Here is a 25,286-nt window from a genome sequence, read left to right as displayed (position 1 = left end):
CGCACGACAGACTCAGCCCAACCACCGCCGGACAATGCCATGAAACACTTGCTGACGTCTCAGTCGACTGTACCGCAAGCGCCGGTCTTTCCCCTGACTCAGCAGCCGCGGCCGGATTTCCTGCAGACCCAGGTGCGTAGTACGCGATACAGACTCTGGGAGCTGCAGAGTTGCTGGCACTGCATGGTGGTGGGGACCTGTCTGACGCTCGCCGAAGTCAGGCAGCAGGCGGGCAAGGCGGGCCTGCCTGTCAAGGATGCCACGGATTACGAGATTCACCAGTTGGCGGTGGAGAACGCCGAAAACGGCAAACATCCTCTGTCGCAACGTCTGCAGAAGCTGCTGGAGCGGAAATTCACCGTGACGGTGAAACAGTTCCGCGCAGCCAGAGATGAAGCTGCGCTGACGTCGCTGTGGGAAAGCGGCTGGACATCCGGTCAGGTACCGGCCAGCCTGTGGGCCTTGATCACCCATCCGCTGGCGACCCGGGCCATCATTCTGGAAGTCTTCGGTCAGGTTCACATGATGTCGCATCTGTCCGGTGCCAGCACCTGTGTGGATCGTGGACGTTTGCAGGAACAGGAGCGACAACTGGCATCGCTCAACAAGGACCTGCAGTCATTGCGCCTGCGCCATGAACAGACCAGCCAGGCCCTGCATGATCAGACTCGTCAGACGGATGCCCTGCAGATCGAGAACCGCAAGCTGCAGGCACAACTGCAATTGCCGCAGTCCACAGCACCATCGGATGAGACCACGCATGCGAGCAATCGCGCCAGAGAAGCCGCTACGCAGTTGCAGACCACTCAGCTGCAGGAAAAAGTGGAAGTACTGCAAGACCTGCTCATCGCAGAACGAGCCGACAGGCATCATCTGCAACTGGATGTACAACGTCTGGAGCAATTGCTGGAAGCACGTCTGGGCCAGACACTGCCCCCGGACATCGACACCGTGCCGCCTGCCGACTGCCCGGCCGCCCGCGATCTGAAACTGTGCGGCCAATGTGTCCTGTATCTCGGTGGCAAGGCGCAGCAACGCCGACACTTCCAGGCCCTGGTCGAATCATGCGAGGGACGCTTCCTGCACCATGACGGAGGACGGGAAACCTGCCCTCATCGCATTTCCGAGCTTGTCAGTCAGGCGGATGTCGTCATGTGCCCCACGGACTGCATCAGTCACAGCGCCATGCAAAAGGCACGGACGCTGTGTGCCAAGCAGGACAAGCCGATGATCTTCATGCAGCGATCCAGCTTGTCCGCCTTCACTCGCAGTCTCTACGAGACGCTCAGCTGATCGATACGGGATTGGCTGCGGCATCCATCAACTGCCGATAGTGCCGACGACACTTGGACACATACCGATCGTTGCCGCCGATCTCGACCTGCGCTCCGGCGGCCACCGCTTGCCCTGACGCATCAAGTCTGACGGTCATCGTCGCCTTTCTACCGCAGGTACAAACGGTCTTCAGCTCCTGCAGCTTGTCGGCGATCGCCAGCAATCGCGACGAGCCCGGGAACATCTCTCCCTGAAAGTCGGTACGTATGCCGAAGCACAGAACCGGAATATCCAGATCATCCACCACTCTGGCCAGTTCATCCACCTGGGAACGGGATAGAAACTGCGCCTCGTCTATCAACACACAGGACAGCGATCCGGCCTGATGCTGCTCACGGATGGCGCTCAGAAAGCCGGTATCCGCATCGAACAGCAAGGCGTTCTCCTGCAGACCGATACGTGAACGGATGAAGCCGCGCCCATAGCGGTCGTCAATGGCAGCGGTATACAGACTCACCTGCATGCCCTGTTCCCGGTAATTGTGTGCCGATTGCAGCAACGAAGTGGACTTGCCGGCATTCATCGCCGAATAGTAGAAATAGAGCTGAGCCATGGTGCAATCAGTCCCTGGGCGCAATGACGCCTTTGGTCAGGATGAAGCAACCGAAGAAGCGTGGCTCTCCGCTGGCAATGACGGCATAGGCCTGTTTCGCCTGTTCATAGAAGGCAAAGCGCTCCACCGGCACCAGCGGGAACGATTCGCTTTCACTGGCATCGATGATCGCCTGCACCTCCTGTTGTACGGCAGGACGTTCATCAGGTGAACCGACAACCGCCATGCATTTCGCGGCATCGTCGACAAAGGTGTCGAGTGGCATGAGCGACAGCACGGCTTCGGCCACGTCCGGCGTGGAGGCGCCATCGATTCGCAGCAGTTTGCCCAGCGTCGTCTGACGAGCAACGCTCTCGGCCGGAAAGTTGGCATCGCACAGAACCAGGGTATCGCCATGCCCCATGGCGGCCAGGGCATGCAGGACGTCGGCATTCAACAAAGGATGGATGGATTTCAACACGGCGGTGGATGGCTCACTGGTTCAAGGGAAGCAGCCACCCTAAACGGAGCGATTGCGCAGTGCAAGCAGGCTGTCACATCCGGGATGGCATCCGCGATGGCATCCGTGATTGCGTCCATGATCGCATCTGGCGGGATCGCCTGTTGGCGAGCAGCAACAGTGTCAGCAGCAGTAACGGCCCGCTCGCGCCTCCCCGACTGCCGGAGGCAGATGTCAGCCCGCCATCGCCATCGCCATCGCCATCGCCATCGCCGTCTCCGTCTCCGTCTCCGTCTCCGTCTCCGTCTCCGTTGTCAGGGTGCTCCGGAGCAACCGGCTCGAAAGGATCGGGCTCGCCGGTATCCGGCTCCTGTGGCTCGATCTCTGTAGCGATGTCGGGCAATGACAACGTTTCTGCATCTGACGCCTCTCGAGAGCCGCCGATGCGGACGGCGCCGGAGAGCATGAACAGTTGATTGCCGATCACACCGCCGCCACTGCCATGACGCCCCGTGATCATCGGGCTCAGACTGCGCCATTGATCGGCGCCCACGTCATAGGCTTCCACGACATTCAGTGCCACATCCGACGTATTGATCTCACCACCAGCGACGATGACGTCACTACCGTGTGCCACGGCCACGGCCCCGCTCCTGACTGTCGGGATGGCGGAGACGCTGCGCCAGAGACCGGTATCGAAATCATAGATGTCCACGGCCTTTACCGGATTGTCTGCCGGATTCGGCAGCGCGGTCTGTCGCCCGGCAGCCGCAACCAGTTCGTTACCGATCATCACGGCTGAAAAGTGATCTCTGGCATTGGGCGCATCCGGTAGTTGTCGCCAGATTCCGGTCACCGGGTCATATTCATCGAACCAGGCAACCGCGCCTCCGGAATGGCCGCGTGTGTTGCCACCAAGCAGATAGACACGCCCCTGATGAACCACGGCTGCCGCACTGCCACGAAGCCTGTCGGCTGGCAGACTTCCCTGCACTCGCCAGGTATCGGTCAGCGTGTCGAAGACATGTATCTCGGCGACCGTCGGCTCTTCCGGGTAGCAACAGGTGAATGCGCCCATCAACAGGATATCGGTGCCCAGCACCACAGGCTGCACATGATGCATTTCCAGTGGTGCAAGGCCAAGATTTTCCCACTGACCGCTGCTCATCGAATACCGCTCGACCGGACGATTGCGTCGTCCACCAATCAGGTAGATTGCCTCTCCGACAACCACACCCGCTGCCTCGTGTCGGGCCGTCAGCGTGGAACCGTCACTGCTCTGCAAGGTTTGCCATTGTGGCTCTGCACTCGGCTCTTCGGCTCCGGCCGATGAACACACCTGACTCAGCAGCACAGCTGCCAGCACTGATATCGTGATCTTCATGCCCCATTATCGGCAGCCGTCATCCATTGGCAGTGTGAAACCCGGAGCATCACGGTGAAGCCGACTGTGAACCCGTTGGCGTGATTGATATTCGCCCCATGCACCGCCAATCTGCCAATCTGCCAATCTGCCAATCTGCCAATCCGCCAATCCGCCAATCCGCCAATCCGCCAATCCGCCAATCCGCCAATCCGCCTTTCCGCCTTAAAGCTTCATGGCTTCATGGCTTCATGGCTTCATGGCTTCATGGCTTCACCGAAGTATCTGGAAGTCGACTCTCAGCGTGGCAGTCAGATCGGGCACATCGTGATCACGCGCCATGAAGGTAAAGCTGTACGACCCCCTGGCATCGACAGGTACCTGCCATCTGAAGGTGCGTGTGCCATCACCATTGTCATCCAGACTGGTGCCGGCTGGCGGGTCCAGCAGGATCAGACCGGGAGGTACTCCGTCAGCATCATTCGCGGCGATAGGCAATGCCACCCGATCACCCGCCCGTGCCTGCTGCACGGCAATGGGTCGGAAGACAGGAGCATGGCCTTCGTTGCCCGGCCGATCAGCCGGAATATCATCAGCGACGGGAATCTGTCCATTCACAGGTTCTCCCCCACCATCACGGCCACGCACCGAGATGGTCATGGTCTGAGTCGTGCGCAGCGTTGCATCCAGCGCATCGATTGCAACGAGCTCGACAACAGACTCTGCCGCTGCCGTGTCAGGCACTTGCCAGGTCAGCTCCAACTGCCCGTTACCCAGACCCCGGATCCGCATGCCCGCAGGAATGGAACCGACCGTCACACTGGGATAGGTACCGTCGGTATCACTGGCGTTCAGCACCAGCGTGAAGTTCTCGCCCACACTCAGCTCCGGCCCGGGGATCGTGTCGAATCGCGGCGCGACATTGCCGGCACCGACTTCGTCGACTGAACCCTGCACCTGATCCAGGCGAGTGATCAGCACGACCCAGTCGTCCCCCGCGGCATAAGGTGGCGCACCCAGAGGCAGGCTGTCACTGGCCAGCAGATTCTCAGCTCCCTGGATCATCTGTCCGGTACGCGGATCGAACCATCGCTGCCCGAAGCGTCCCGCCACCCTGCCAGTGTTGAGCGATTCCGAACCGTTGGCGGCGGGCAGATAGACGGCATAGACCTGACCCGGCAGCGCAAACACCTCGGCGCCACCGAAGGCATCACTCTCGCCACTGATTCGCCAGTCCGCGGGCTCCATGAGCCAGAAAGGCAGCTCGCGCTGCATCATCTCGCGCGCCAGTCGCATCTGCTGCCACATGCCTTCGCGCTGACGGAAGTCACCGGCATCGATATCACCACCCACCGGTAGTGGTTCGTAGCCGAAATACCACTCGATATTGCCACCACTGAAGAGCACGTCATAGAGAATCTGCTTGCGTCGCTCCTCCGTCGACTCGGCGTTCAGTCCATTGGTATTCTCGTCCATGTCCAGCACCCAGGGGCGGCCTGCATTGGCAGAATTGCTGCGCCACTGTTCGACGAATTGACCAGCGAACTGTTCGTCGTACTGGATGGAGCTGGCGCTGTAGCGGGCATCGCCAACGATCTCTCCATAGCGGTAGAACTGATTGATGTGGGTATGCACGGCAATCGGCTTGTCACTCCAGTCGATTGCCTGCAGAAAGTCGGCATGCTTGTCCAGCTCGACTCGAGGGAAGTCGTTCTCCTCGCCCAGATTCCACTTGGCTGCCAGCACATAGGCAAAGCGAGCCACCAGTTCTCTGAAGAACAACTTGCGTTCCACACCCAACTGGCCATTGTCCAGCCAGCGCTCATTGGCGTCTTCGGTCTCGCTCAGAACGATATTCAAGGCGATTCCCTGCTGCTGGGCGTGGGCGAATACGCGGTTCCACTGATGCAGTTTGCTGATGTCGTAGTGCGTCTTGTCATGCGCATTGTTGGACGCACCGACAAAGGGATAGGTCTCCTGTCCATCCCCTCCCAGGTTCATGGGCAGAAAATAGACGGAGTTGACTCCCTGTTCCCCCAGGTAATTGAGGGCGCCTATCAGGCCGCGACTATCAGCACCGGTCAGGGAGTGGGTGAACAGGGGATCACCCTCACGAAAATCGCCACGGTGTGCCGCGTAGTCATGCACGAAACTGTCCGCCTGACCACCGTGATCGAAGGTACCGTCAATACCGCCGAAACCCAGCAGATTCTCCGGGCTGTCCGTGCCTCCCTTGATCCAGTAGGAACCATCACGGAACTTCAGGTAATGATTCCCGACGTACTCCAGGCGCCCCTGCCCGAGAAAACCGGGGGCATCGAAGGGTGCCGGAGCAATCAGGAATTCGCCGCCGGCACCTTCCAGCTGTACCGCGTCTCCGTCGTCCATGTTCAGGTTCACGGCCAGCTCGCTGCCCCGCTGCAAACTGGCCTGATAGCTCCAGATGCCTGTTTCATCGGCAGAAAACCTGGCACGCCAGACATTGCCTCGCCCATGCCCTTCGCCATCACCGGCAAAGAACCCCGGTATTCGTGTGACAACACCCGCCGGGCTGGTCAGATCCACGCTCAACCGGTAATCGAGAAACGGGTTGGGCGCCGTGTCGTTTTCATCGGCAAGCGGCCCGTTGAAGTCGATCTCGATGGGGTGCCATTTGTACAACGACCCCGTGACGGTGGCGGCCAGCGTCGAGCTGATCGGCATGCCGGCAAGCAGGGCCAGTGTCACGACAACAGAAAAACGGAAAGAAGACATGGGCGACCCGGATCAGATGAAAGAGAGTATCCAGTCCGGATTATGTACGCAGTGACAGCCACATCAGGCCCGGCCAGGGGCGACAATGGCCTTCACATGCCGGAATTGAGACATGCCCCCCAATCGCGGCGACGTGATGTCCGGCCATGGCGCAACAGAGTCAGATGGACATCACAGAATGCACCGACTACCGACCTCGGTAGATACATTTTGCCGATCGGCTGCCATTTCGATAAACATCCGAGGCGTACCGTCGATAAACAAGTAACCGCCACTGGCACTCCGACTGCCACACCGAGGGACGCAGGCATCCGCGTGTACCTACCATGAAACTCCACCTCACCTCAGCCTATGACACGCATACCGGTCTCGATGCCCTGACTGGCGTTGCTCTTCTCGACCGAGTCGGTGAACACGAGCTCTGTGCAGACCCTGCAGAGGCTGATGCCATTCTGTTTGTCGAAAACACCCACTTCGACGACCTGCTTTTCCGTCAGCTGTTGCAACACGTCCTGGTGGCCGATTACCCCGACAAGGTCTACATGTACAACGAGATGGATCGCCCATGGGACGTGCTGCCCGGACTCTACTGCTGTCTCACCAGACGACATCACGATCCGACTCGGCACCGACCGTTTGCGTATCTGTATTCACCCAACCCCTATGTCAGCAATATCTACTCCAGCGACAGGGAAACACGCTATCTGTTCTCGTTCATGGGATCGATGAGCCATGGCTGCAGACGCACCATCATGCAACTGCAACACCGCGATGCCCTGCTCAGAGACACCTCGGACTTCAACGTCTGGGATAGCGAACCCGCCGAGATGCAAGTGCGGGGCAGAGAATATGCCAGCACGCTCGCTGCCAGTCGCTTCGTGCTCTGTCCGCGCGGCATCGGCACCTCGTCGATCAGGCTATACGAGACGCTGGAAGCGGGACGCGTCCCGGTGATCATCTCGGACCAATGGGCCCCACCGCCCGAAACCGACTGGAGCTTCGCCATTCAGGTCGAAGAGCGTCGCATCCGCTCGATTCCGGGTCTGTTATCGGCCATGGAGGGCGAAGCGGACAATCGTGGACAAGAGGCCAGACAAGCCTGGCTCGACAACTATGCACCCGACACCCTGTTCAATACCGTTGGCAACTCTCTGGCTTCACTGATCGATTCGGGTCATGGCAGCAGACACCGTCGACCAGGGACACAGTTGAACAAATGGCTGGCTGGTGGTGAACTCCTGAAGCGAACGGCCGCACAGCGTCTGCTGGGCAATCAGTAGGACAGGCTCAGGCCGGCATCTGCCATTCCGGCGGAATCGCCTGCACCAGCCCATAGGCCCTGCCCTTGTCGGCTAGCCATTGATTGATCGCGTGCTGGACTTCCTGCTCGCCGCGGGAGGACATGGGAACCTCCAGCACATAGGGCGTGATGTCGGGCGGCAGCACGAAAGTCAGATTCGCACCGATGGAACTGGGCGCCGTTCCCGGCTCGGGCTTCTCGACGATCTCTGCCAGCGACTGATCATCATTGAATCGCACGCTCGACCGTTTTGCCAGTTCCGCAAGTTCCAGCTGCTTGAGACTGACGCTCAACTGTCCGTCGTGGGCAGCATGAAAATTCAGCAGTTCGACGAAGAAATCCCGCGGCACGATGTAGTCGGTGGCGCTGAGCACGAACGGTGCTGCCACGATATCCGGTGTTGCCTCGATGACAGCCTGCAAGGCATGGGCGGTTCCGAACAGATGCGATTGCCGGACACAGCGCACACGCTGATCATGGGACGCAGCGCGCTGCTCGGCATAGGTTTCCACCTGCTCGTGCAGATGATGGGTGACCAGCACGATGTCGTCGACCCCCACTGCCTGCAGCGAATCCAGCAGATAATCCAGAGTCGGTTTGCCCCGGTGTACCAGCAATGGCTTGGGTGTGGTATCCGTATGGGGACGCAGGCGTGACCCCCGTCCGGCTGCCAGAAGCACGGCTCGACGAACCGGCGAGCCGCTCACAGTCGGTTCTCCTGCAGAACGGAAACCGGTTGACAGGCATCCGGACTGACGATTCTGACGGTGCTCTCCGACTCGGCTATCACGATGCGAGCGGCTCCTTTCAGGTTCGGATAGCGTGTCAGGTATTGCTCGAGCAGAGACTCGGCAATCCGGTCGACTGCATCCACGTCAGCCAGCATGAACAGGCAGCCACCATAACCACCACCACTGAAGCGATTGCCATGGACGCCATCGAGCCCACGCGCAATCTCGTGCAGGGCAATCAACCACTCACTGCCACTTTCATAATCATTGATGGAGCTTTGGCAGGACTCGTTCATCAGCCGTCCGAAGGTCTGCCAGTCACCACACTGCCAGGCCTTCGCTCCATCGTGCACGCGCTGCATCTCGGAATAGACATGTGCTGCCCGCCGTGCCGGAATATCGGGCAGAGCTGCCAGAGCGGCGCCAAGACGTCTGTCGATCGGCACCTGCCCCAGATGCTCCGCCTTGTCATGCAGCAATCTGGCAGCTTCCCGGCACTCTGCCACGCGTGTATTGAAGGGTGAGCCACCCAGATCGCGGGACACACCGGAGTAGCACATCAGGAAGCAGACCGAGGAACTGTCCACCGGGTCGCCCACATACGTTGCCTGAACGTCCTCGACGTCCAGTATGGACAATTGGTCACGCCTGCCGAAAGCGATCGACATCTGATCCTGGATACCGTTATTCAGTCTGCGATAGTCGTTCTCGACCCGCCTCGACAGCTCTACCAGTTCCGCAGGGCTCAGCTGCACATCGTTGGCCCGGGCCAGTGCACTGAGATAGGCCAGTATGACCGACGCCGATGAACTCAAGCCGCCGCTGACAAGCGTGCCGCTGACCACTGCTGTCACCCCGTAGCGCATCTCGCGGTAGTCGGCAAAGGCCGCTACCGAAGCGCGAGCCATGGCGTCCCAACCGTGTTCGTCGCTCAGTTCATCCGGACTGAACTCGCAGCTTTGCCAGAGCCCCGGCTGCAGGCTGGCATGAACCATACTGCGTCTGTCAGTGTTTTTCCAGAACACCAGGATGGTGTACTGATTGAGGCAACGCGCCAGCACGGTGCCGCCCTGATGATCGATATGCGCGCCGATCGGGTTGAAGCGATACGGGGAGACAACGACTTCCGGACTATCACTGATTCCGGTGAGTTCGGCGGCATGACTCAACGATTCAGCGATCAGATCATCGACGTCTCTGGCATACAAGGAGCTGTGCGGCATGACAAGCGGGTACGGGCAAACGTTGGGAAAGCGCGCATTCTAGCCTGTCTGAGGCTGCCGGTTGGAAAATCGCTGCTGGCAACTACGGCAACGGAGCCGATGCGCGCCAGCAGATTCGTCTCGGACAAACGACTCGATCACCCGGCCAGGCGCTGATCGCCATCCTCTTCGTCTTCCAGACTCATGGTGCTGGCTATCATGTCATCGACCGCCGACGAACTGCCACCTTCGAGCTTGATGCGCAATCGCAGATCATTGACCGAATCGGCGTTGCGCATGGCCTCCTCGATGGTGATGGCATTTTCATTGAGCAGCTCGAACAGCGCCTGGTCAAAGGTCTGCATTCCCTGATCCTTGCTCTTCTTCATCAGCCCCTTTATCTCGTGCACTTCGCCCTTCATGATCATGTCGGACATCAGCGGTGTGTTGAGCAGGACTTCCACGGCAGCTCGACGCCCCTTGCCGCTGGGAGTTGGCAACAGTCGCTGCGATATGAATGCCTTGATGTTGAGTGACAGATCGAGCAACAACTGCTTGTGCCGGGTTTCGGGAAAGAAGTTGATGATCCGGTCAAGCGCCTGATTGGTATTGTTGGCATGCAGCGTTGCCAGACACAGATGCCCCGTTTCGGCAAAGGCGATGGCATGTTCCATGGTTTTCTGATCCCGGATCTCGCCGATCAGAATGACATCGGGTGCCTGGCGCAAGGTGTTCTTCAGGGCGATCTCGAACGATTCGGTGTCTGTACCCACTTCGCGTTGTGTCACGATGCAGCCCTTGTGGTGATGCACGAATTCCACCGGATCCTCGATGGTGATGATATGGCCGTTGGAGTTTTCGTTACGGTAATCGATCATCGACGCCAGACTGGTCGACTTGCCCGAACCGGTTCCGCCGACGAATATGACAAGACCGCGTTTGGTCATGGCTACCTGCGAGAGGATATCCGGCATGTGAAGATCGGCAAAGCTGGGAATGTCGTTGGGAATGATCCGCACCACCAGCCCTGCGCTACCGCGTTGAACCAGAGCGTTGACACGAAAGCGTGAGATCTTCGGCAGCGCGATGGCGAAATTGCACTCCTTGTGCAGCTTGAATTCCTCACGCTCCGAATCCGTCATCAGACACTGGGCCAGAGCAAGGGTGTGCTCGGCGGTCAGCTTCTTGTCCATGACCGGCGTCACCTTGCCGTGAATACGCATGGAAGGCGCAGCGCCGGCGATGATGAACAGATCAGATCCGCCTTTCTTGTACAGACTGACCAGCAGCTCGTCCATGAATCGCTTGGCGACCTTCAAATCCATAACTTGTTCCTCAGACCGAGAATGCCGATTGCCCGATGGCAGATTCTGCCGGCGCCAGCATCAGCGGCCTGTCGCCCGGGTAACAATGAACGGCGTCTGGCGACGCCGACACGTGACTGCCTACATCAGACTGTCGGGGTTCTGCGCCTTCTTGCGCGCTTCGGCCAGATCCACCACGCCGCGATTGACCAGTTCCTTGAGGTTCTGGTCCAGCGTCTGCATGCCATGCGCCTGACCTGTCTGAATGGCGGAATACATCTGCGCTACCTTGTCTTCACGGATCAGGTTGCGAATGGCGGGTGTGCCGATCATGATCTCGTGTGCCGCAACTCGACCGCCTCCGGTCTTCTTCAACAAAGTCTGCGATATGACTGCCCGCAATGACTCCGACAACATCGAGCGAACCATGGGTTTTTCTCCTGCGGGAAACACATCGACGATTCGATCCACCGTCTTGGCTGCGGAACTGGTGTGCAGGGTGCCGAAGACCAGATGCCCGGTCTCGGCCGCGGTCAGAGCCAGCGAGATGGTTTCCATGTCTCGCATTTCCCCCACCAGAATCACATCCGGATCCTCACGCAACGCAGAACGCAGGGCTTCGGAGAAGCCATAGGTATCGCGATGCACCTCGCGTTGATTGATCAGACACTTCTTGCTTTCATGCACGAACTCGATCGGATCCTCGATGGTCAGGATATGCCCGAGCTCGGACTCGTTCTTGTAGTCCATCATGGCGGCCAGTGTGGTGGACTTGCCGGAGCCTGTAGGTCCGGTGACCAGAACGATACCGCGCGGCAAGGCCGAGATTTCCTGAAAGATGCGGGGAGCACCCAGCTGTTCCAGTGTCAGCACTTCAGACGGGATGGTTCGGAAGACCGCACCACAACCCCGGTTCTGATTGAAGGCATTGACACGAAATCGGGCAGTGTCCGGTATTTCAAAGGAGAAATCCGTCTCCAGCTTCTCTTCATAGTCCTTGCGTTGCTTGTCGTTCATGATGTCGTACACCATGGCCTGAACAGCCGCATGGTCCAGGGCGGGTACGTTGACCCGACGCATGTCGCCATCGACGCGTATCATCGGCGGCAGACCCGCTGACAAATGCATGTCCGAGGCGCCGTTCTTGACGCCGAATGTCAGAAGTTGAGCGATATCCATGAATCTTGAACCTTGTCTATTCGAGGTGCAGGCAATGACTGCAACAGAAGCATCGGAGCAAGCTGACCAGCACGGTCGAGTCTGCTCTACTTTCATAGTGTCGGCCGCTGCCCTGTTTTTGTTAGCCTGTCGGCCACACGGCAACTGCTGATGACGGAAAAACCCGTCCGCCGAGACTTCATAACGTGAACACAGACACATCCAAGATGAACGACAGCCAGACCTCGGACATTGTCCTGGTATTGCAGAAGGTGCAACAGGACATCCGGACTCATGAAGTCCGTCATGCCAGATCACCCGGCAGCGTGCAACTGCTGGCGGTCAGCAAACGCAAGCCACTGTCTGCCATTCAGGCCGCCATACAGGCAGGCCAACGAGCCTTCGGCGAAAATTACGTGGAGGAAGGCGTCGAGAAAATCCTGGCACTCGATGATGCAACTCTGCAATGGCACTTCATCGGAGCCATTCAGTCGCGAAAAACCGCCAGTATTGCCGAGCACTTTCAATGGGCTCATGGTGTCGACCGGCTCAAGGTGGCCAGACGTCTGTCCGAACAACGTCCTGCGGGAATGGCCCCATTGAACATCTGCCTGCAGGTCAACACCGACAATGAATCCGCGAAGGCCGGCGTCGAGTTCGATGAGGTCGACCAACTGGCTGACGAGTGCGCCGAACTGCCAGGCCTCACACTGCGTGGTCTGATGGCCATCCCCGCCCCACGAAGCGACTTCGAAGAACAGCGACAAGTCTTTGCCCGCCTGCATGAATGCCTGCAATCGCTGCAGAAACGCCACCCCGGCATGGACACCCTGTCCATGGGGATGAGTGCTGACATGGAAGCGGCAATTGCCGAAGGGGCCACGCTGGTGCGTATCGGCACGGCCATATTCGGGCAACGTGACAACTGACGACGCAGGCACCAGGCGAACTTCGACAGACAGAATTCATCACTCATTCAAGCAGCCTCAGTACAACAGGCAATCTTGGTAGACTACTCATACTCAATAAGGACACATCATCATGAGCCAACAGAACAGCACTTCCAACCCGGTGGCCGCCGCCTACGAAATCGGTCAGAGCATGTGGCTCGACTACATCCAGAAAAGCCTGCTCGACGGCGACCTGCAGGCCATGATCCGTGATGACAGGATCATGGGCCTGACGTCCAACCCTGCCATTTTCGAACAGGCCATTGCCAAGACCAGCGAATACGACGAAGCCATTGGCGAGATCGTTGCCGGTTCACCCGACATCACCCAGCTGGAGCTGTTCAATCAGCTGGCCATTCCCGATATCCAGGCAGCCGCCGATGCATTTGCAGACACCTACGAACAGACCGGTGGTGTGGATGGCATGGTCAGTCTCGAGGTTACCCCCGATCTGGCGCATGATGCTGCAGGCACCATCGCCATGGGCGTCGAACTGCATGAACGGGTCAATCGCCCAAACCTCATGATCAAGGTGCCGGGCACCTCCGAAGGGGTCAAGGCGTTCGAAGCGCTGACGGCTCTGGGCATCAACGTCAACGTCACCCTGTTGTTCAGCATCTCGCGCTATCGCGAAATTGCACAGGCCTATATTCGTGGTCTGGAAAGACGCCTTGCCGATGGCCACGACATCGATCGCATCGCCTCGGTAGCCAGTTTTTTCGTCAGCCGTGTCGATGTCAGTGCTGACAAGGCACTGAGCGAGAACGGCAGTGACGCGGCCAAGGCCTTGCTGGGCAAGATTGCCATCGCCAATGCCAAGGTCGCCTACGGTCACTTCGTCAATCTCTTCGGCAGTGAACAGTTCGGCAAACTGAAGGAACAGGGAGCTCGCCCGCAACGACTTCTCTGGGCCAGCACCGGCGTGAAGAATCCTGACTACTCCGATGTACTTTATGTAGAGGAACTGATCGGCCCCGATACAGTCAATACGCTGCCGCCTGCCACACTGGATGCATTCAAGGATCATGGAGTGGCAGAGTCCAGACTGACACAGAACCTCTCCGCAGCTCATTCGGAAATCTCCGCACTGAACGAGCTTGGCATATCGCTCAATGACATTACCGACGAACTCGAACGCGCCGGCATCGCCTCCTTCGAAGAAGCCTTCGGCCGTCTGCTGGATGTGCTGGCTGAAAAGCGGCAAACGGTAGCCAGCTGATGCAATGGGTTTTCATCGGTGCCGGCAACATGGCCAGCAGTCTCATAGGCGGGTTGATCAACAATGGCGCTGACTCTGCCAGTGTCACCGTCATCGATCCGAACGCCGAAGCCTGCAATCGTGTCGTGGAACGCTTCGGCATTCGGTCGGCGGCATCCTTTGCAGACCTGTTCGAGGCAGCCTCGGACGAAGCACTGGGTCTGGTGATAGCGGTCAAGCCACATATCGTCGAACCGGTTTGCCGGGATTTTGCAGATGCCTTCGGCAAGCTCGATGCCGGCACGCAGCAACGGTTGGCGCCGCTGTTCATCTCGGTTGCCGCTGGCGTCAGGGCATCGAGCATGCAGGCCTGGCTACCAGGGGGAACTGCGGTGGTCCGTTGCATGCCCAATACTCCGGCACTGCTGGGTCTTGGTGTAACCGGGCTGTTCGCATCCGACGAATGCTCGGAACAGCATCGACAGCAGGCAGGCGAGCTGCTCGATACCGCAGGCGTGACGCTATGGGTGGAGAAGGAGTCCATGCTGGATGCCGTGACGGCGGTCTCCGGTAGTGGACCCGCCTACTTCTTCTACCTCATCGAACACATGAGTGCTGCTGCTCAGGCACTGGGGCTGGATGCGGAGTCTGCAGAAACCCTGGCCATGGAAACCGCCTTCGGGGCAGCCAGCATGGCACGCACGCGCGAACTGCCTCCGGGACAACTGCGCGAGAATGTCACCTCCAAAGGTGGCACAACTGCTGCTGCTCTACAGGTGTTCGATGCTCGGGATACGCCTGCCATCGTTCGCGAGGCGATGCAGGCGGCACATGATCGTGCCGTGGAGTTAGGGGACCAGCTCGCACCGCAGTAACCGTCTGACCTGTCCGCCCGGATTCGAACGACGCAGCGCTTGCATGACGTATTCTGCTCCGCTGCCTGCTCGAATCCGGTGCGGACAACTCCCTTGCTCAATGTAACTGACACTCTTTCGGAGAATTTTCCATCATGGCCAATCCTGCACTGAATGCCATCGGCTTCATCCTCGGCATTCTGTTCAACCTCTATGCCACTGTCGTGGCCGTGCGCTTTGTCATGCAGACAGTTCGCGCCGATTACTACAACCCCCTGGCTCAAGGCGTGGTGCGAATCACCGATCCCTTGCTGGTGCCCCTGCGTCGTGTGATTCCCAGCATCAAACGATACGATACGGCATCCCTGGTACTCTGCTTCGGCATACTGCTGCTGAAGTTGCTGATCTTCAAACTGCTCAGCCTAGGCTATGTTCCAGCTCTCGGACAATCGATCCTGGTCAGTGCAGCACCGGTTGCCAAACTGGTGATTCTCGCCCTGCTCGATCTCATCCATCAGCTGTTCAATGTCTTCATCTTTGCCTTGATCATCCAGGCCGTTCTGAGCTGGATTCCCGGTGCAGCGGGCAACCCCGTGCATTCACTGGTCACCTCCATCGGAGAACCGGTACTGCGTCCACTTCGCAAAGTCCTGCCCCCCATGGGCGGACTGGATCTGACCGTGTTTTTCACGATCATCGGGCTGTTCGCGCTACGCATCTTTCTGCTGGGAACCCTGCAACAATTGTTCGGTGTCTGATTTGCATTCGCGGATCAGAACACTTGCCCGATGACGGAAGTGGAGCTGCTCGACGAACCGAAGGTGACGACGAGCCCGCACTGACAACTCGACCGAAATCGCGTTTACCCGGCCCGAATTACCCTGTAAATACAGCTTTTTTTGTCTCTAACTGATATTTTCTGCTGTAAATACAGGGTTTTTTGCGTCTATTGGTCTATATATGCTGACTATGACGCGCCAACTGTGTTACTTTTCGCGCGTTTTGAACAACGGTATGGATCGCGGAAACGCCGTGACATGCCATTGCATGAACATCAACTTTCATAGTCAACAGCAAGCAGAGGAATCACACATGGCGGCAAAGAAGAAAGCAGTAGCCAAGAAAGTACCGGTAGCGAAAAAGAAAGCCGTTGCCAAAAAAGCCGTTGCCAAGAAGGCAACCGCCAAGAAAGCGACTGCCAAGAAAGCAACCGCCAAGAAAGTCCCCGTCGCGAAGAAAGTTCCCGCGGCCAAGAAGAAGGCATCTCCTGCCGTTGCCGGTGGTGTGAAGAAGCCACCCACCAAATCCGAAATCCTGGCCTCCATCGCCGAAACAACCGAGCTGAGCCGCAAGCAGGTCATCTCCGTATTCGACGCCCTGAACGATCTGATCCAGGAAAACCTCAAGCCACGTGGACCAGGAACTTTCAGTGTTCCCGGCCTGATGAAAATCCGCGTCAACAAGCGTCCAGCTACTCGAGCCCGCAAGGGAATCAATCCGTTCACGGGTGAGGAGACTACCTTCAAGGCAAAGCCGGCCCGCAAGGTCGTCAAGGTCACTCCTCTGAAAAACCTGAAGGACATGGTGTAACGGGTTACCGAAGACACTCATCGGCCCGGACGCCTGTCTGTCCGGGTCGCACTGCGATGAAGATGCTCGCAGCCGTCCAGCCACGTCCCTGTCGGCCCCCAGCCCTGATCCTCCGGCGCCTACCTCCCCGGTCATCAGTCAGCGCTCCCCTCAGAGAGCGCCTTGCCTTCCCGTATCGTCATCAATTTGACAAGACAGATGCGACTGTTGGCTTCAATATTGTTAGTGTTTCCGTGTACACCGACTCGCGACGGCGACGTCAGGCGTTACACTGCGCACACCTTCCCTGTTCCATCGAACCTTGCGCTCGAAAAGAGGTCAATTTGTCCACATCTGATTCGTCTGCGGCAAACCGCCTTCTTTCAGAACCCCACCAGGATCCACTATCATGAGTGCGACTGCGTCATCAATGGCGATGCCCGGCAAGAGTACGCGTTTACCGCGCATGGCCAATACCCTGCTGGTTGCAGGCGTCGGCGTGGCACTGGCTGCGATCACTGTCAAACTGCTACCGCAACCCGAACCTGCGCCTCTGGCGGACGTCGGCCCTGTTACCGTGACCAGCAGCAATGCCCCCGGGCCAACCGAACTGGCGCGAGCCATCGCCTCGATTCATCTGTTCGGTGATGCCAGCAAGAAGCCGGTTGTCGTCGAGGCACCCAAGCCACAGGAGCCCATCAAGAACACCAGTCTCAATCTGCAGCTGGCAGGTGTTTTTGCCTACGAACCGGCGGAAAATGCCATTGCCATCATCAGTGCCGGTTCTGCCGAGCAGAACGCCTATGGCATCGGTGACAAGATCAGCGGTGAAACCTCCCTGGAGGCGGTCTATGCCGATCACGTCGTACTGCGCAATCGGGGCAAGCTTGAAAAACTGATGCTGCCCGAAAACGTGCAACCCATTGCCAGCCGTCCGGTAGAAAGTGCCAGCAGCGCTCGCAGTCAGAACCAGAATGCCAACGCTGACCAGCCGATCGAGTTGCCCAGCAACCCTCGCGACTTGCGCGACACCCTGGCACGTAACCCCTCCATGCTGGGACGGGTCGTGGCAGCAGAGCCCTATCAGGAGAATGGCAAGCTGGTCGGTTACCGTATTACCCCCAAGCAGAACCCCGAAATACTGGAAGCACAGGGAATTGTTGCCGGTGATGTCATCACCAGCGTCAACAATATCCAGCTGAACAGTCAGAAACAGGGCATTCGCGCGCTGCGCAATGCGGTCAAGGCGGAAAGTCTCGACGTCACGATCCTGCGAGATGGTGTCGAAGTCCCCATCTCGATCTCGCTGGCTCAATAGAGCCTTGACGTCCCTGAATTACCACCCATGCGTCTTTACGGCTACACTCAGCGAACAGCTTCCGGCTCTCAATGACAATGTTTAAGCGGTCCAATCCTCAACTGATACCGGCTCTGGCCCTGCGCGCCTCCATCGTGGCGACCTCGGCAGCCTTCACCGCAACCCTCGCCCTGACCGGCGTGGCGACACCGGTGCGGGCCCAGGAAGGCACATTCACCCTGAATCTGAAAAACGCGGACATACACTCGCTGATTCAGACGGTTTCCCGCCAGTCGGGCCGGAATTTCGTGGTGGACCCACGGGTCAAGGCCCGGGTCACGGTGATCTCGAGCACGCCATTGAATGCCGAGGAACTGTACGAAACCTTTCTGTCAGTACTGCAGGTCCACGGCTATGCCGCCGTGCCGAGTGGCGACCTGGTCAAGATCGTGCCTGACGTCAATGCCAAACAGGGCCCGGTCCCGGCCTTCGACTCCGACAACAGCGCCTCCGACCAACTGGTTACACAAGTCATCAAGGTGGAAAACGTGCCGGCCGCACAGCTGGTTCCCATCCTTCGTCCCCTGGTGCCGCAGCAAGGCCATCTGGCAGCCTATGCCTCCTCCAACACCCTGATCGTGACGGACAGAGCCTCCAATATCCAGCGCCTGATCGATATCATCAAGGGTATCGACCGTCCCGACAATGACGAAGTGGAAGTGGTTCGCCTGAGCCATGCCTCTGCCAGCGAGATCATTCGCATCATGCAATCGCTGCAAAGTGGCGGCGGGCAGATCAATGGCACGCCGGGAGCGGTACGCTTTGCGGCCGATGAGAGAACCAACAGCATACTGCTCAGTGGTGACCCTTCCGCGCGCGCTCGCACCCGCGGCATCATCCTGAATCTGGACACCCCTGTCGAATCCGGCGGCAATACGCGCGTGGTCTACCTGCGCTATGCCAATGCGGCCGATCTGCTGGCCATCCTCACCGGCGTCTCCGCTGGACAGGCGCTCATCGGTACCAGTAGTGCGGATGCCGGTGGCAACACCGCTACACCGCAGGCCGCACCGCAGACAGATGCCGGCGGCGCACCGACACCTCAGGTGCCCACGGCATCGCTGATCCGCCGGGCAACCCAGGACAATGATCGGCCGAATGTGGATATCCAGGCCGATGAAGATACCAATGCCCTGATCATCACGGCACCGCCTGACGAAATGCGCAGCATTCTGGCGGTTGTCGAACAGCTGGATATCCGCCGGGCGCAGGTTCTGGTTGAAGCCATCATCGCCGAACTGACCACGGACAACAGCTCGCAGTTGGGTGTGAACTTTGCGGTGGACGGTACGGACAGCGATCGTCCGGTCGCCTACACCAATCTCGGTGGGGCCACGCAGGCACTGATCGGAACCATTGCCAGTGAAGGTGCCAGTCTGAGCCAGGGTCTCTCCCTCGCTCTGGGGCGTTTCGGGTCCGACGGCGTCAACTTCGGATTTCTGCTCTCCGCCATTGCTTCCGATACCGACAACAACATACTGTCCACACCGACGCTTGTCACCATGGACAACCAGGAAGCGGAAATCGTGGTGGGTCAGAACGTTCCCTTCGTGACCGGCCAGCAACTGTCCTCGGCCAACGACAACCCGTTCCAGACCATCGAGCGTCAGGACGTGGGTATCAGTCTCAAGGTGAAACCGCAGATCAACGAAGGCGACAACATCAAGATGGAGATCGAGCAGGAAGTCTCCGACGTCAGCGCCACCGCGATCACCGGCGCATCCGACATCACCACCAACAAACGTTCCATCAAGACCACCGTACTCGTGGAAGACGGCCAGACTCTGGTGCTGGGCGGCCTGATGGACGACCAGATCAATGACACTCGCAGCAAGGTGCCCTTTCTGGGTGATATTCCGCTGCTTGGCAGCCTGTTCCGCTACCGCACGAACAGCAAGTCGAAGCGTAATCTGATGGTGTTCCTGCACCCGACGATACTGCGCAACCCGGAAACCGCCGACTTCTACAGTCGCAGCAAGTACGACGATCTGCGAGCGGCACAACTTGGCCAGTTCGAACAGGATGAGTCCTACATCAGCGACGGACGTCCCGTTCTGCCAGACCTGCACCTGTATTTCGAGGGTCGGCGTGTCGATACACGTGATGGTGATCTGAACACCATCCTGCCGACCTCCGATGCGACAGGTGTTATCAATCCACAGTCGGGAACTGCAGCACTGCCGAGCCAGGCCAGCCTGGACTCTGGTACCGATGTTGCTGGCCGGACTTCACAGACCGACACGACATCACGGTAGACATGGTGACTTCTTCAGCGGATTTCATTGATGTCGGCGATCCATCCGACAGCACGCTCATTGGCGAAGAGACGGATCAGGATGCCACCCGCAGTCTGGGTAGCATGACACTGGAGACCGGTGTCGAGCTGACATACACTGATCTTCCCTATACCTTTGCCAAACGCCATGGCGTGATCCTGGAGCTCAATGCCAAGGGTGAGCTGCTGCTGGTCCACCGGCCCGGTGTCCCGCTCAGTGCGCTGACCGAAGCCCGTCGCAAGGCTGGTCGCTCCCTGGTCATGGATCCCGTGACCGCTGATGAATTCGATGCGCGCCTCACTCGCCACTATGAAGGCGAGACCGGTCAGGCCATCGATATCATGGATGACTTCGACGACGACATGGATCTGGCGCAACTGGCTCAGGCCCTGCCCGAGCCCGAAGACCTGCTGGAATCCACCGATGATGCCCCGGTCATCCGCCTGATCAATGCCATGCTGACAGAGGCCGTACGCAAGCAGGCCTCGGACATCCATATCGAACCCTTCGAAAAACGCCTGGCCGTGCGCTACCGGGTTGATGGTGTCATGCAGAAACTGCTGGAGCCACCCCGCGCCATTGCCCCCATGGTCATTTCCCGACTGAAGGTCATGGCCAAGCTGGACATTGCCGAACGTCGCCTGCCCCAGGATGGACGCATCAGCCTGCGTGTGGCGGGACGTCCGGTCGATGTGCGGGTATCGACCCTGCCATCGGGCCATGGCGAACGCGTCGTGCTGCGTTTGCTGGACAAGCAGGCCGGACGTCTCGACCTGGAGCATCTGGGCATGCCCCCCCAGGCATTGCAGGACATGCAGAAAAGCCTCGGGCTCTCGCATGGCATCGTGCTGGTTACCGGCCCGACCGGTTCGGGCAAGACGACGACCCTGTACGCGGCCCTGGCCAAACTCAACACCAGCAAGTACACCATCCTCACCGTCGAGGATCCCATCGAATACTACATCGACGGCATCGGTCAGACTCAGGTCAATACCAAGGTGGACCTGGATTTCGCGCGCGGTCTGCGCGCCATTCTGCGACAGGATCCGGATATCGTCATGATCGGTGAGATTCGAGATACCGAGACAGCCGAGATTGCCGTTCAGGCCTCACTGACGGGCCATCTGGTATTGTCGACTCTGCATACCAATACCGCCATCGGCGCCATCACCCGACTGCGTGACATGGGTGTCGAGCCTTTTCTGCTTTCCTCCAGTCTGGTCGGCCTTGTCGCTCAGCGACTGGTCCGGCTGCTCTGCCCCGAGTGCAAGCGTCCACACACACCCACCAAGGGTGAACTCGAGTCACTGAAGACAACCGCTGACAAGGCGCATCACATGTGCGAACCCCACGGTTGTGATCGTTGCGGTCATACCGGTTATGCGGGACGCCAGGGCATCTACGAAGTGGTGCTGGTGGACGAAACCATTCGCGGCATGATCCACGATGGCGAGTCCGAGATGGAGATGGAACGCTATGCCCGGACCAGAAGCTCGGGGATCACGGAAGATGGCATGCGTCTGGTGCTTGCAGGCAAGACGTCTCTCGAAGAAGTCCTGCGTGTGACTCGAGAGGGCTGATGGCCGCTTTTGAATACCTGGTGCTGGATGCGCGCGGGCGGGAAAAAAAGGGAGTTCTGGAAGCCGATACGGCCCGTCTGGCACGCCAGCAGTTACGGCAGCAAGGCCTGACCCCGCTGGAAGTCTCGGAAACCTCGGGACGCAACCGCAAGAAGCGCAAGGCGGGTGAAAAGGCCGGCCCACGCAATTCGACGCCCACCTTCCGTGGCGGTATCAAGACCAACGATCTGGCCTTGCTGACGCGGCAGATCGCCACGCTGAGCGCTGCCGGCACGCCGCTGGAAGAATCCCTGTCTGCGGTCAGCCGGCAAACCGAGAAACCACGCATCAAGTCTCTGCTGCTGTCGGTTCGCGCCAAGGTCCTCGAAGGGCACAGTTTTGCCGCCGCCCTGTCCGACTACCCCAAGGTATTCCCTGAAATCTATCAGGCAACCGTTGCCGCCGGAGAACAGTCCGGCCACCTGGATGCCGTGCTGGAGCGTCTGGCAGACTACACCGAGGAGCGACAGGTGGCCAATGCCACGGTCAAGAAGGCCCTGATCTATCCCAGCGTACTGGTCGTGGCCTCCATTCTCATCGTGGGCTTTCTGCTGGCCTATGTGGTTCCGCAGGTGGTTCAGGTTTTCGAAGGCATGGATCAGGAACTGCCCGCCCTCACTCAGGCCATGCTGTCCGCCAGCGCCTTCGTGCGGCAGTATGGCGTGGTGGTGCTCGGTGTGGGCTTTGTACTGCTCGTTGCGTTCAAGCGTGCCATGCGCAACGAGGCCTTCAAGACACGAATTCACAGCGGATTGCTGAAGTTGCCGCTGTTCAAGCGACTGATCCGTGGATTCAACACGGCGCAGTTCGCCAGAACGCTGAGCATCCTGGCGGCCAGTGGTGTGCCGGTACTGGAAGCACTGGATATCGGCTCTCAGGTAATCACCAACCGGCCGATGCGCAAGGCGGTGAACAACGCCGCGGTTCAGGTTCGCGAAGGTTCAACGCTCAGTGGCGCGCTGGAGAGAACCGGTTATTTTCCGCCGATGCTGCTGCATCTGATCGCCAGTGGTGAATCTTCCGGCCAACTGGACAGCATGCTGGAGAAAGCAGCAGCTCATCAGGAACGCGAACTCAACTCGCTGATGTCGGTATTCCTCGGTCTGTTCGAGCCGGTGGTCATTCTGATAATGGGTGGTGTGGTACTGACGATCGTGCTGGGTATCCTGTTGCCGATCTTCGAGATGAACCAGCTGGTCAACTGATTTCACGGGCCGTTGGTGGCGGCCCCGAACAGATTCTGCCGCTGACCGGTTGGCGGCCCGTCAGATAGCCCCGTCTACCCTGCCCCGGACGCCGGCAACAGCGTCAAGCGTGCTGCCCACCGGGCACAGCCGGCGGTGAGCAGTTGCAGGAAGTTGATTCAATTGACGCTGCGCGGCTTGAACGGGATGATGCGAGCCCCACCAGCGGGTACGGGTCGGACCGTTGCACAGAGCTTGTGGCTGGCATAGGGCCACAACTGATCGGCGTCCATCTGCTCGCAGGCACGTCGGATCATGAGTTCCGTGATTTCGTGTTCGGTTCCCGATTCGTCAATTGTTGCGCATACCGTCATCCCATCGGGCAACGGTGTCAACGTATCGGCTTGCTCTACATTGAACTGCTTCATTGGTCAGGTCCTATGTTCTCACACCCTGCACTCGCTTGACGACAGTGACTACGCAAGACTCCGACCACCTTGTCATCAATGGAAAACATGGCGGTTCTAATCAGTCTCGCCTTCAAGACGAGCAATGTATTCCTCGAACTTCGCAATCTCTTCCGGAGCCTTTTCCGGGTAACGCAGTGGCAGAGCCTCCAGTGTCTGCTGAATGATCTCCGCCACACAGACTCGCATGTAACGCTTGTCGTCGGCCGGAATGGCAAACCACGGCGCATACGTGGTCGAAGTTTCGTTCAACATGCTTTCGTAGGTCTGCATGTATTCATCCCAGCGATCACGTGTCACCAGATCGCTGTCGGAAAACTTCCAGTATTTCTCCGGTGTCGTGAGGCGCTTCAGAAAACGCTTCTTCTGTTCATCCTTCGACACATTGAGCCAGAACTTCAGGACGACAGTGCCGTTTCGCGACAGGTGCTTCTCGTGATCGCGGATCGATTCGAAGCGCTCTTGCCACAAAGCCTCATGCTGATGCCGGGGCAAGCGCTGGTTCTGCAGATATTCGGGATGCACTCGCACCGCCAGCACTTCTTCGTAGTAGCTGCGGTTGAAGATGCCGATACGGCCGCGCTCGGGCAGACGCCGAGTGGTACGCCACAGCCAGTCATGCTCCAGCTCTTCGTCAGAGGGGCTCTTGAAGGATGACACCTGACAGCCCGCCGGGTTGACCCCGCTCATGACGGCGCGAATGGTGCCGTCCTTGCCAGCGGCATCCATGGCCTGGAAGATGAGCAGGAGTGAATAGCGGTCATCGGCGTACAGCTTTCGCTGCAATTCGCTGATGCCCTCCACTGCATCCGCCAGCTGCTTTTCCAGCGCCTTCTTGCCGGCGACATCCTTGCCGGGTCCTGCAGGACTGTCAGCCACCGTGAACCGGCCATCATGGGGGACCATGAATGGCGAGGAAATGACGGATTTTTCTGGCAATGCAGGCACTGGTTCGACTCCTCTGGCTCATGTCTTCTGCACGAGCACTCACGACCCGCTACTGTCGGGCAGCAGCGGTCAGGTCGAACATTACCGAACAATGCTTAAACGAAACTGAAATGCAGGCCGACGAATGCGACATTGCGCACATTCAGGGGTAATCTGGCACCGAATCCTGCACTACTCTGGCGATGATATCCCGTGCGGCCGGTCAACCGGTCAACCGGTCAAGCGGTAGAGCGGTAGAGCGGCGGTGAACCAGACGGATCTGTCGAAAGCCGGGCGCAGCAGCCAGTCTGACAAAGTGTAGACCACTGTCGGCAGAAAGCGAATTCGCAATCTGCACTCCCGAACTCCCGAACTCCCGAACTCCCGAACTCCCGAACTCCCGAACTCCCGAACTCCCGAACTCCCGAACTCCCGCACTCCCGCACTCCCGCACTCCCGCACTCCCGCACTCCCGCACTCCCGCACTCCCGCACTCCCGCACTCCCGCAATTCCGCAATTCCGCAATTCCGCAATTCCGCAATTCCGCAATTCCGCAATTCCGCAATCCCGCAATCCCGCAATCCCGCAATCCCGCAATCCCGCAATCCCGCAATCCCGCAATCCCCCAATCCCCCAATCCCCCAATCCCCCAATCCCCCAATCCCCCAATCCCCCTCACGCAATATCATTCATGAAAGCTGTTCCGCAGATTCAGGGAACTCGCCCCCAACTTCGCCGTATGGTC

The 25,286-nt window shown here is 58.8% G+C and carries 21 protein-coding genes; 11 read left to right on the top strand and 10 right to left on the bottom strand.

Annotation, left to right across the window (positions count from 1 at the left end):
- Positions 1-39 precede the first annotated feature (39 nt).
- Positions 40-1,293 (top strand): DUF2325 domain-containing protein, encoded by a 1,254-nt coding sequence (locus ACUNV4_RS20860; protein ID WP_430880548.1) that lies wholly within the window; start codon positions 40-42, stop codon positions 1,291-1,293.
- Here the strand turns inward: ACUNV4_RS20860 and ACUNV4_RS20855 are convergent.
- The 4 genes from ACUNV4_RS20855 to ACUNV4_RS20840 all read right to left on the bottom strand — a co-directional run bounded on the left by ACUNV4_RS20855 (position 1,286) and on the right by ACUNV4_RS20840 (position 6,444).
- On the bottom strand, positions 1,286-1,888 hold the full coding sequence (locus ACUNV4_RS20855; protein WP_430880547.1) for a thymidine kinase: 603 nt from the start codon (positions 1,886-1,888) through the stop codon (positions 1,286-1,288). The genes ACUNV4_RS20860 and ACUNV4_RS20855 overlap by 8 nt on opposite strands.
- A gap of 7 nt (positions 1,889-1,895) precedes the next feature.
- Complete coding sequence (locus tag ACUNV4_RS20850; RefSeq protein ID WP_430880546.1) at positions 1,896-2,348, bottom strand: RbsD/FucU family protein; 453 nt, start codon at positions 2,346-2,348, stop codon at positions 1,896-1,898.
- Between the two features lie 73 nt (positions 2,349-2,421).
- The gene (locus ACUNV4_RS20845) at positions 2,422-3,711 is read right to left on the bottom strand and encodes a Kelch repeat-containing protein (protein ID WP_430880545.1); all 1,290 of its coding nucleotides are present in this window, start codon (positions 3,709-3,711) and stop codon (positions 2,422-2,424) included.
- A gap of 252 nt (positions 3,712-3,963) precedes the next feature.
- Positions 3,964-6,444: a DUF5060 domain-containing protein gene (locus tag ACUNV4_RS20840; RefSeq protein WP_430880544.1), complete on the bottom strand. Its 2,481-nt coding sequence runs from the start codon at positions 6,442-6,444 to the stop codon at positions 3,964-3,966.
- Positions 6,445-6,770: 326 nt separating this feature from the next.
- On the opposite strand from ACUNV4_RS20840, the gene ACUNV4_RS20835 reads away from it, so the two are divergent.
- A complete protein-coding gene (locus tag ACUNV4_RS20835) occupies positions 6,771-7,724 on the top strand; it encodes an exostosin domain-containing protein (RefSeq protein WP_430880543.1) in 954 nt (317 codons plus the stop codon).
- Between the two features lie 7 nt (positions 7,725-7,731).
- On the opposite strand, the gene ACUNV4_RS20830 is transcribed toward ACUNV4_RS20835, so the two are convergent.
- The 4 genes from ACUNV4_RS20830 to ACUNV4_RS20815 form a co-directional block, all read right to left on the bottom strand.
- On the bottom strand, positions 7,732-8,451 hold the full coding sequence (locus ACUNV4_RS20830; RefSeq protein WP_430880542.1) for a nucleotidyltransferase family protein: 720 nt from the start codon (positions 8,449-8,451) through the stop codon (positions 7,732-7,734).
- On the bottom strand, positions 8,448-9,698 hold the full coding sequence (locus tag ACUNV4_RS20825) for a galactokinase (protein ID WP_430880541.1): 1,251 nt from the start codon (positions 9,696-9,698) through the stop codon (positions 8,448-8,450). Before ACUNV4_RS20825 ends, ACUNV4_RS20830 begins: the two co-directional genes overlap by 4 nt.
- 137 nt (positions 9,699-9,835) lie before the next feature.
- A complete protein-coding gene (locus ACUNV4_RS20820; protein WP_430880540.1) occupies positions 9,836-11,002 on the bottom strand; it encodes a PilT/PilU family type 4a pilus ATPase in 1,167 nt (388 codons plus the stop codon).
- Positions 11,003-11,122: 120 nt separating this feature from the next.
- Positions 11,123-12,160, bottom strand: a complete 1,038-nt coding sequence (locus tag ACUNV4_RS20815) for a type IV pilus twitching motility protein PilT (protein WP_430880539.1) — start codon at positions 12,158-12,160, stop codon at positions 11,123-11,125.
- 185 nt (positions 12,161-12,345) lie between these two features.
- Between ACUNV4_RS20815 and ACUNV4_RS20810 the strand changes: the two genes are divergently transcribed.
- From ACUNV4_RS20810 to gspF, 9 genes are all read left to right on the top strand, one after another.
- Positions 12,346-13,068 (top strand): YggS family pyridoxal phosphate-dependent enzyme, encoded by a 723-nt coding sequence (locus ACUNV4_RS20810; RefSeq protein ID WP_430880538.1) that lies wholly within the window; start codon positions 12,346-12,348, stop codon positions 13,066-13,068.
- Between the two features lie 112 nt (positions 13,069-13,180).
- Positions 13,181-14,308 carry a transaldolase gene (gene tal / locus ACUNV4_RS20805; RefSeq protein WP_430880537.1) on the top strand — a complete coding sequence of 376 codons (1,128 nt, stop codon included), beginning with the start codon at positions 13,181-13,183 and terminating at the stop codon, positions 14,306-14,308.
- On the top strand, positions 14,308-15,162 hold the full coding sequence (proC, locus tag ACUNV4_RS20800; RefSeq protein WP_430880536.1) for a pyrroline-5-carboxylate reductase: 855 nt from the start codon (positions 14,308-14,310) through the stop codon (positions 15,160-15,162). The genes tal and proC overlap by 1 nt, the downstream gene beginning before the upstream one ends.
- A gap of 134 nt (positions 15,163-15,296) precedes the next feature.
- Positions 15,297-15,899, top strand: coding sequence for a YggT family protein (locus ACUNV4_RS20795; protein ID WP_430880535.1), 603 nt, complete (start codon positions 15,297-15,299; stop codon positions 15,897-15,899).
- A 334-nt stretch (positions 15,900-16,233) separates the two neighbouring features.
- On the top strand, positions 16,234-16,731 hold the full coding sequence (locus ACUNV4_RS20790) for an HU family DNA-binding protein (protein ID WP_430880534.1): 498 nt from the start codon (positions 16,234-16,236) through the stop codon (positions 16,729-16,731).
- A 388-nt stretch (positions 16,732-17,119) separates the two neighbouring features.
- Positions 17,120-18,028 carry a type II secretion system protein GspC gene (gene gspC, locus ACUNV4_RS20785; protein ID WP_430880533.1) on the top strand — a complete coding sequence of 303 codons (909 nt, stop codon included), beginning with the start codon at positions 17,120-17,122 and terminating at the stop codon, positions 18,026-18,028.
- 77 nt (positions 18,029-18,105) lie between these two features.
- The gene (gspD, locus tag ACUNV4_RS20780) at positions 18,106-20,322 is read left to right on the top strand and encodes a type II secretion system secretin GspD (RefSeq protein WP_430880532.1); all 2,217 of its coding nucleotides are present in this window, start codon (positions 18,106-18,108) and stop codon (positions 20,320-20,322) included.
- Between the two features lie 104 nt (positions 20,323-20,426).
- Positions 20,427-21,923, top strand: a complete 1,497-nt coding sequence (gene gspE, locus ACUNV4_RS20775) for a type II secretion system ATPase GspE (protein ID WP_430880585.1) — start codon at positions 20,427-20,429, stop codon at positions 21,921-21,923.
- Positions 21,923-23,167: a type II secretion system inner membrane protein GspF gene (gene gspF, locus ACUNV4_RS20770; protein ID WP_430880531.1), complete on the top strand. Its 1,245-nt coding sequence runs from the start codon at positions 21,923-21,925 to the stop codon at positions 23,165-23,167. The genes gspE and gspF overlap by 1 nt, the downstream gene beginning before the upstream one ends.
- A 158-nt stretch (positions 23,168-23,325) precedes the next feature.
- Here gspF and ACUNV4_RS20765 read toward each other — a convergent pair whose 3' ends face one another.
- Together ACUNV4_RS20765 and ACUNV4_RS20760 are read right to left on the bottom strand one after the other, a co-directional pair.
- A complete protein-coding gene (locus tag ACUNV4_RS20765) occupies positions 23,326-23,574 on the bottom strand; it encodes a PA1571 family protein (RefSeq protein WP_430880530.1) in 249 nt (82 codons plus the stop codon).
- A 96-nt stretch (positions 23,575-23,670) separates the two neighbouring features.
- On the bottom strand, positions 23,671-24,561 hold the full coding sequence (locus ACUNV4_RS20760) for a polyphosphate kinase 2 family protein (RefSeq protein WP_430880529.1): 891 nt from the start codon (positions 24,559-24,561) through the stop codon (positions 23,671-23,673).
- Positions 24,562-25,286: the final 725 nt, after the last annotated feature.

This window comes from Granulosicoccus sp. 3-233 (assembly GCF_052681095.1).
This window is presented reverse-complemented; position numbering and strand designations above follow the sequence as displayed.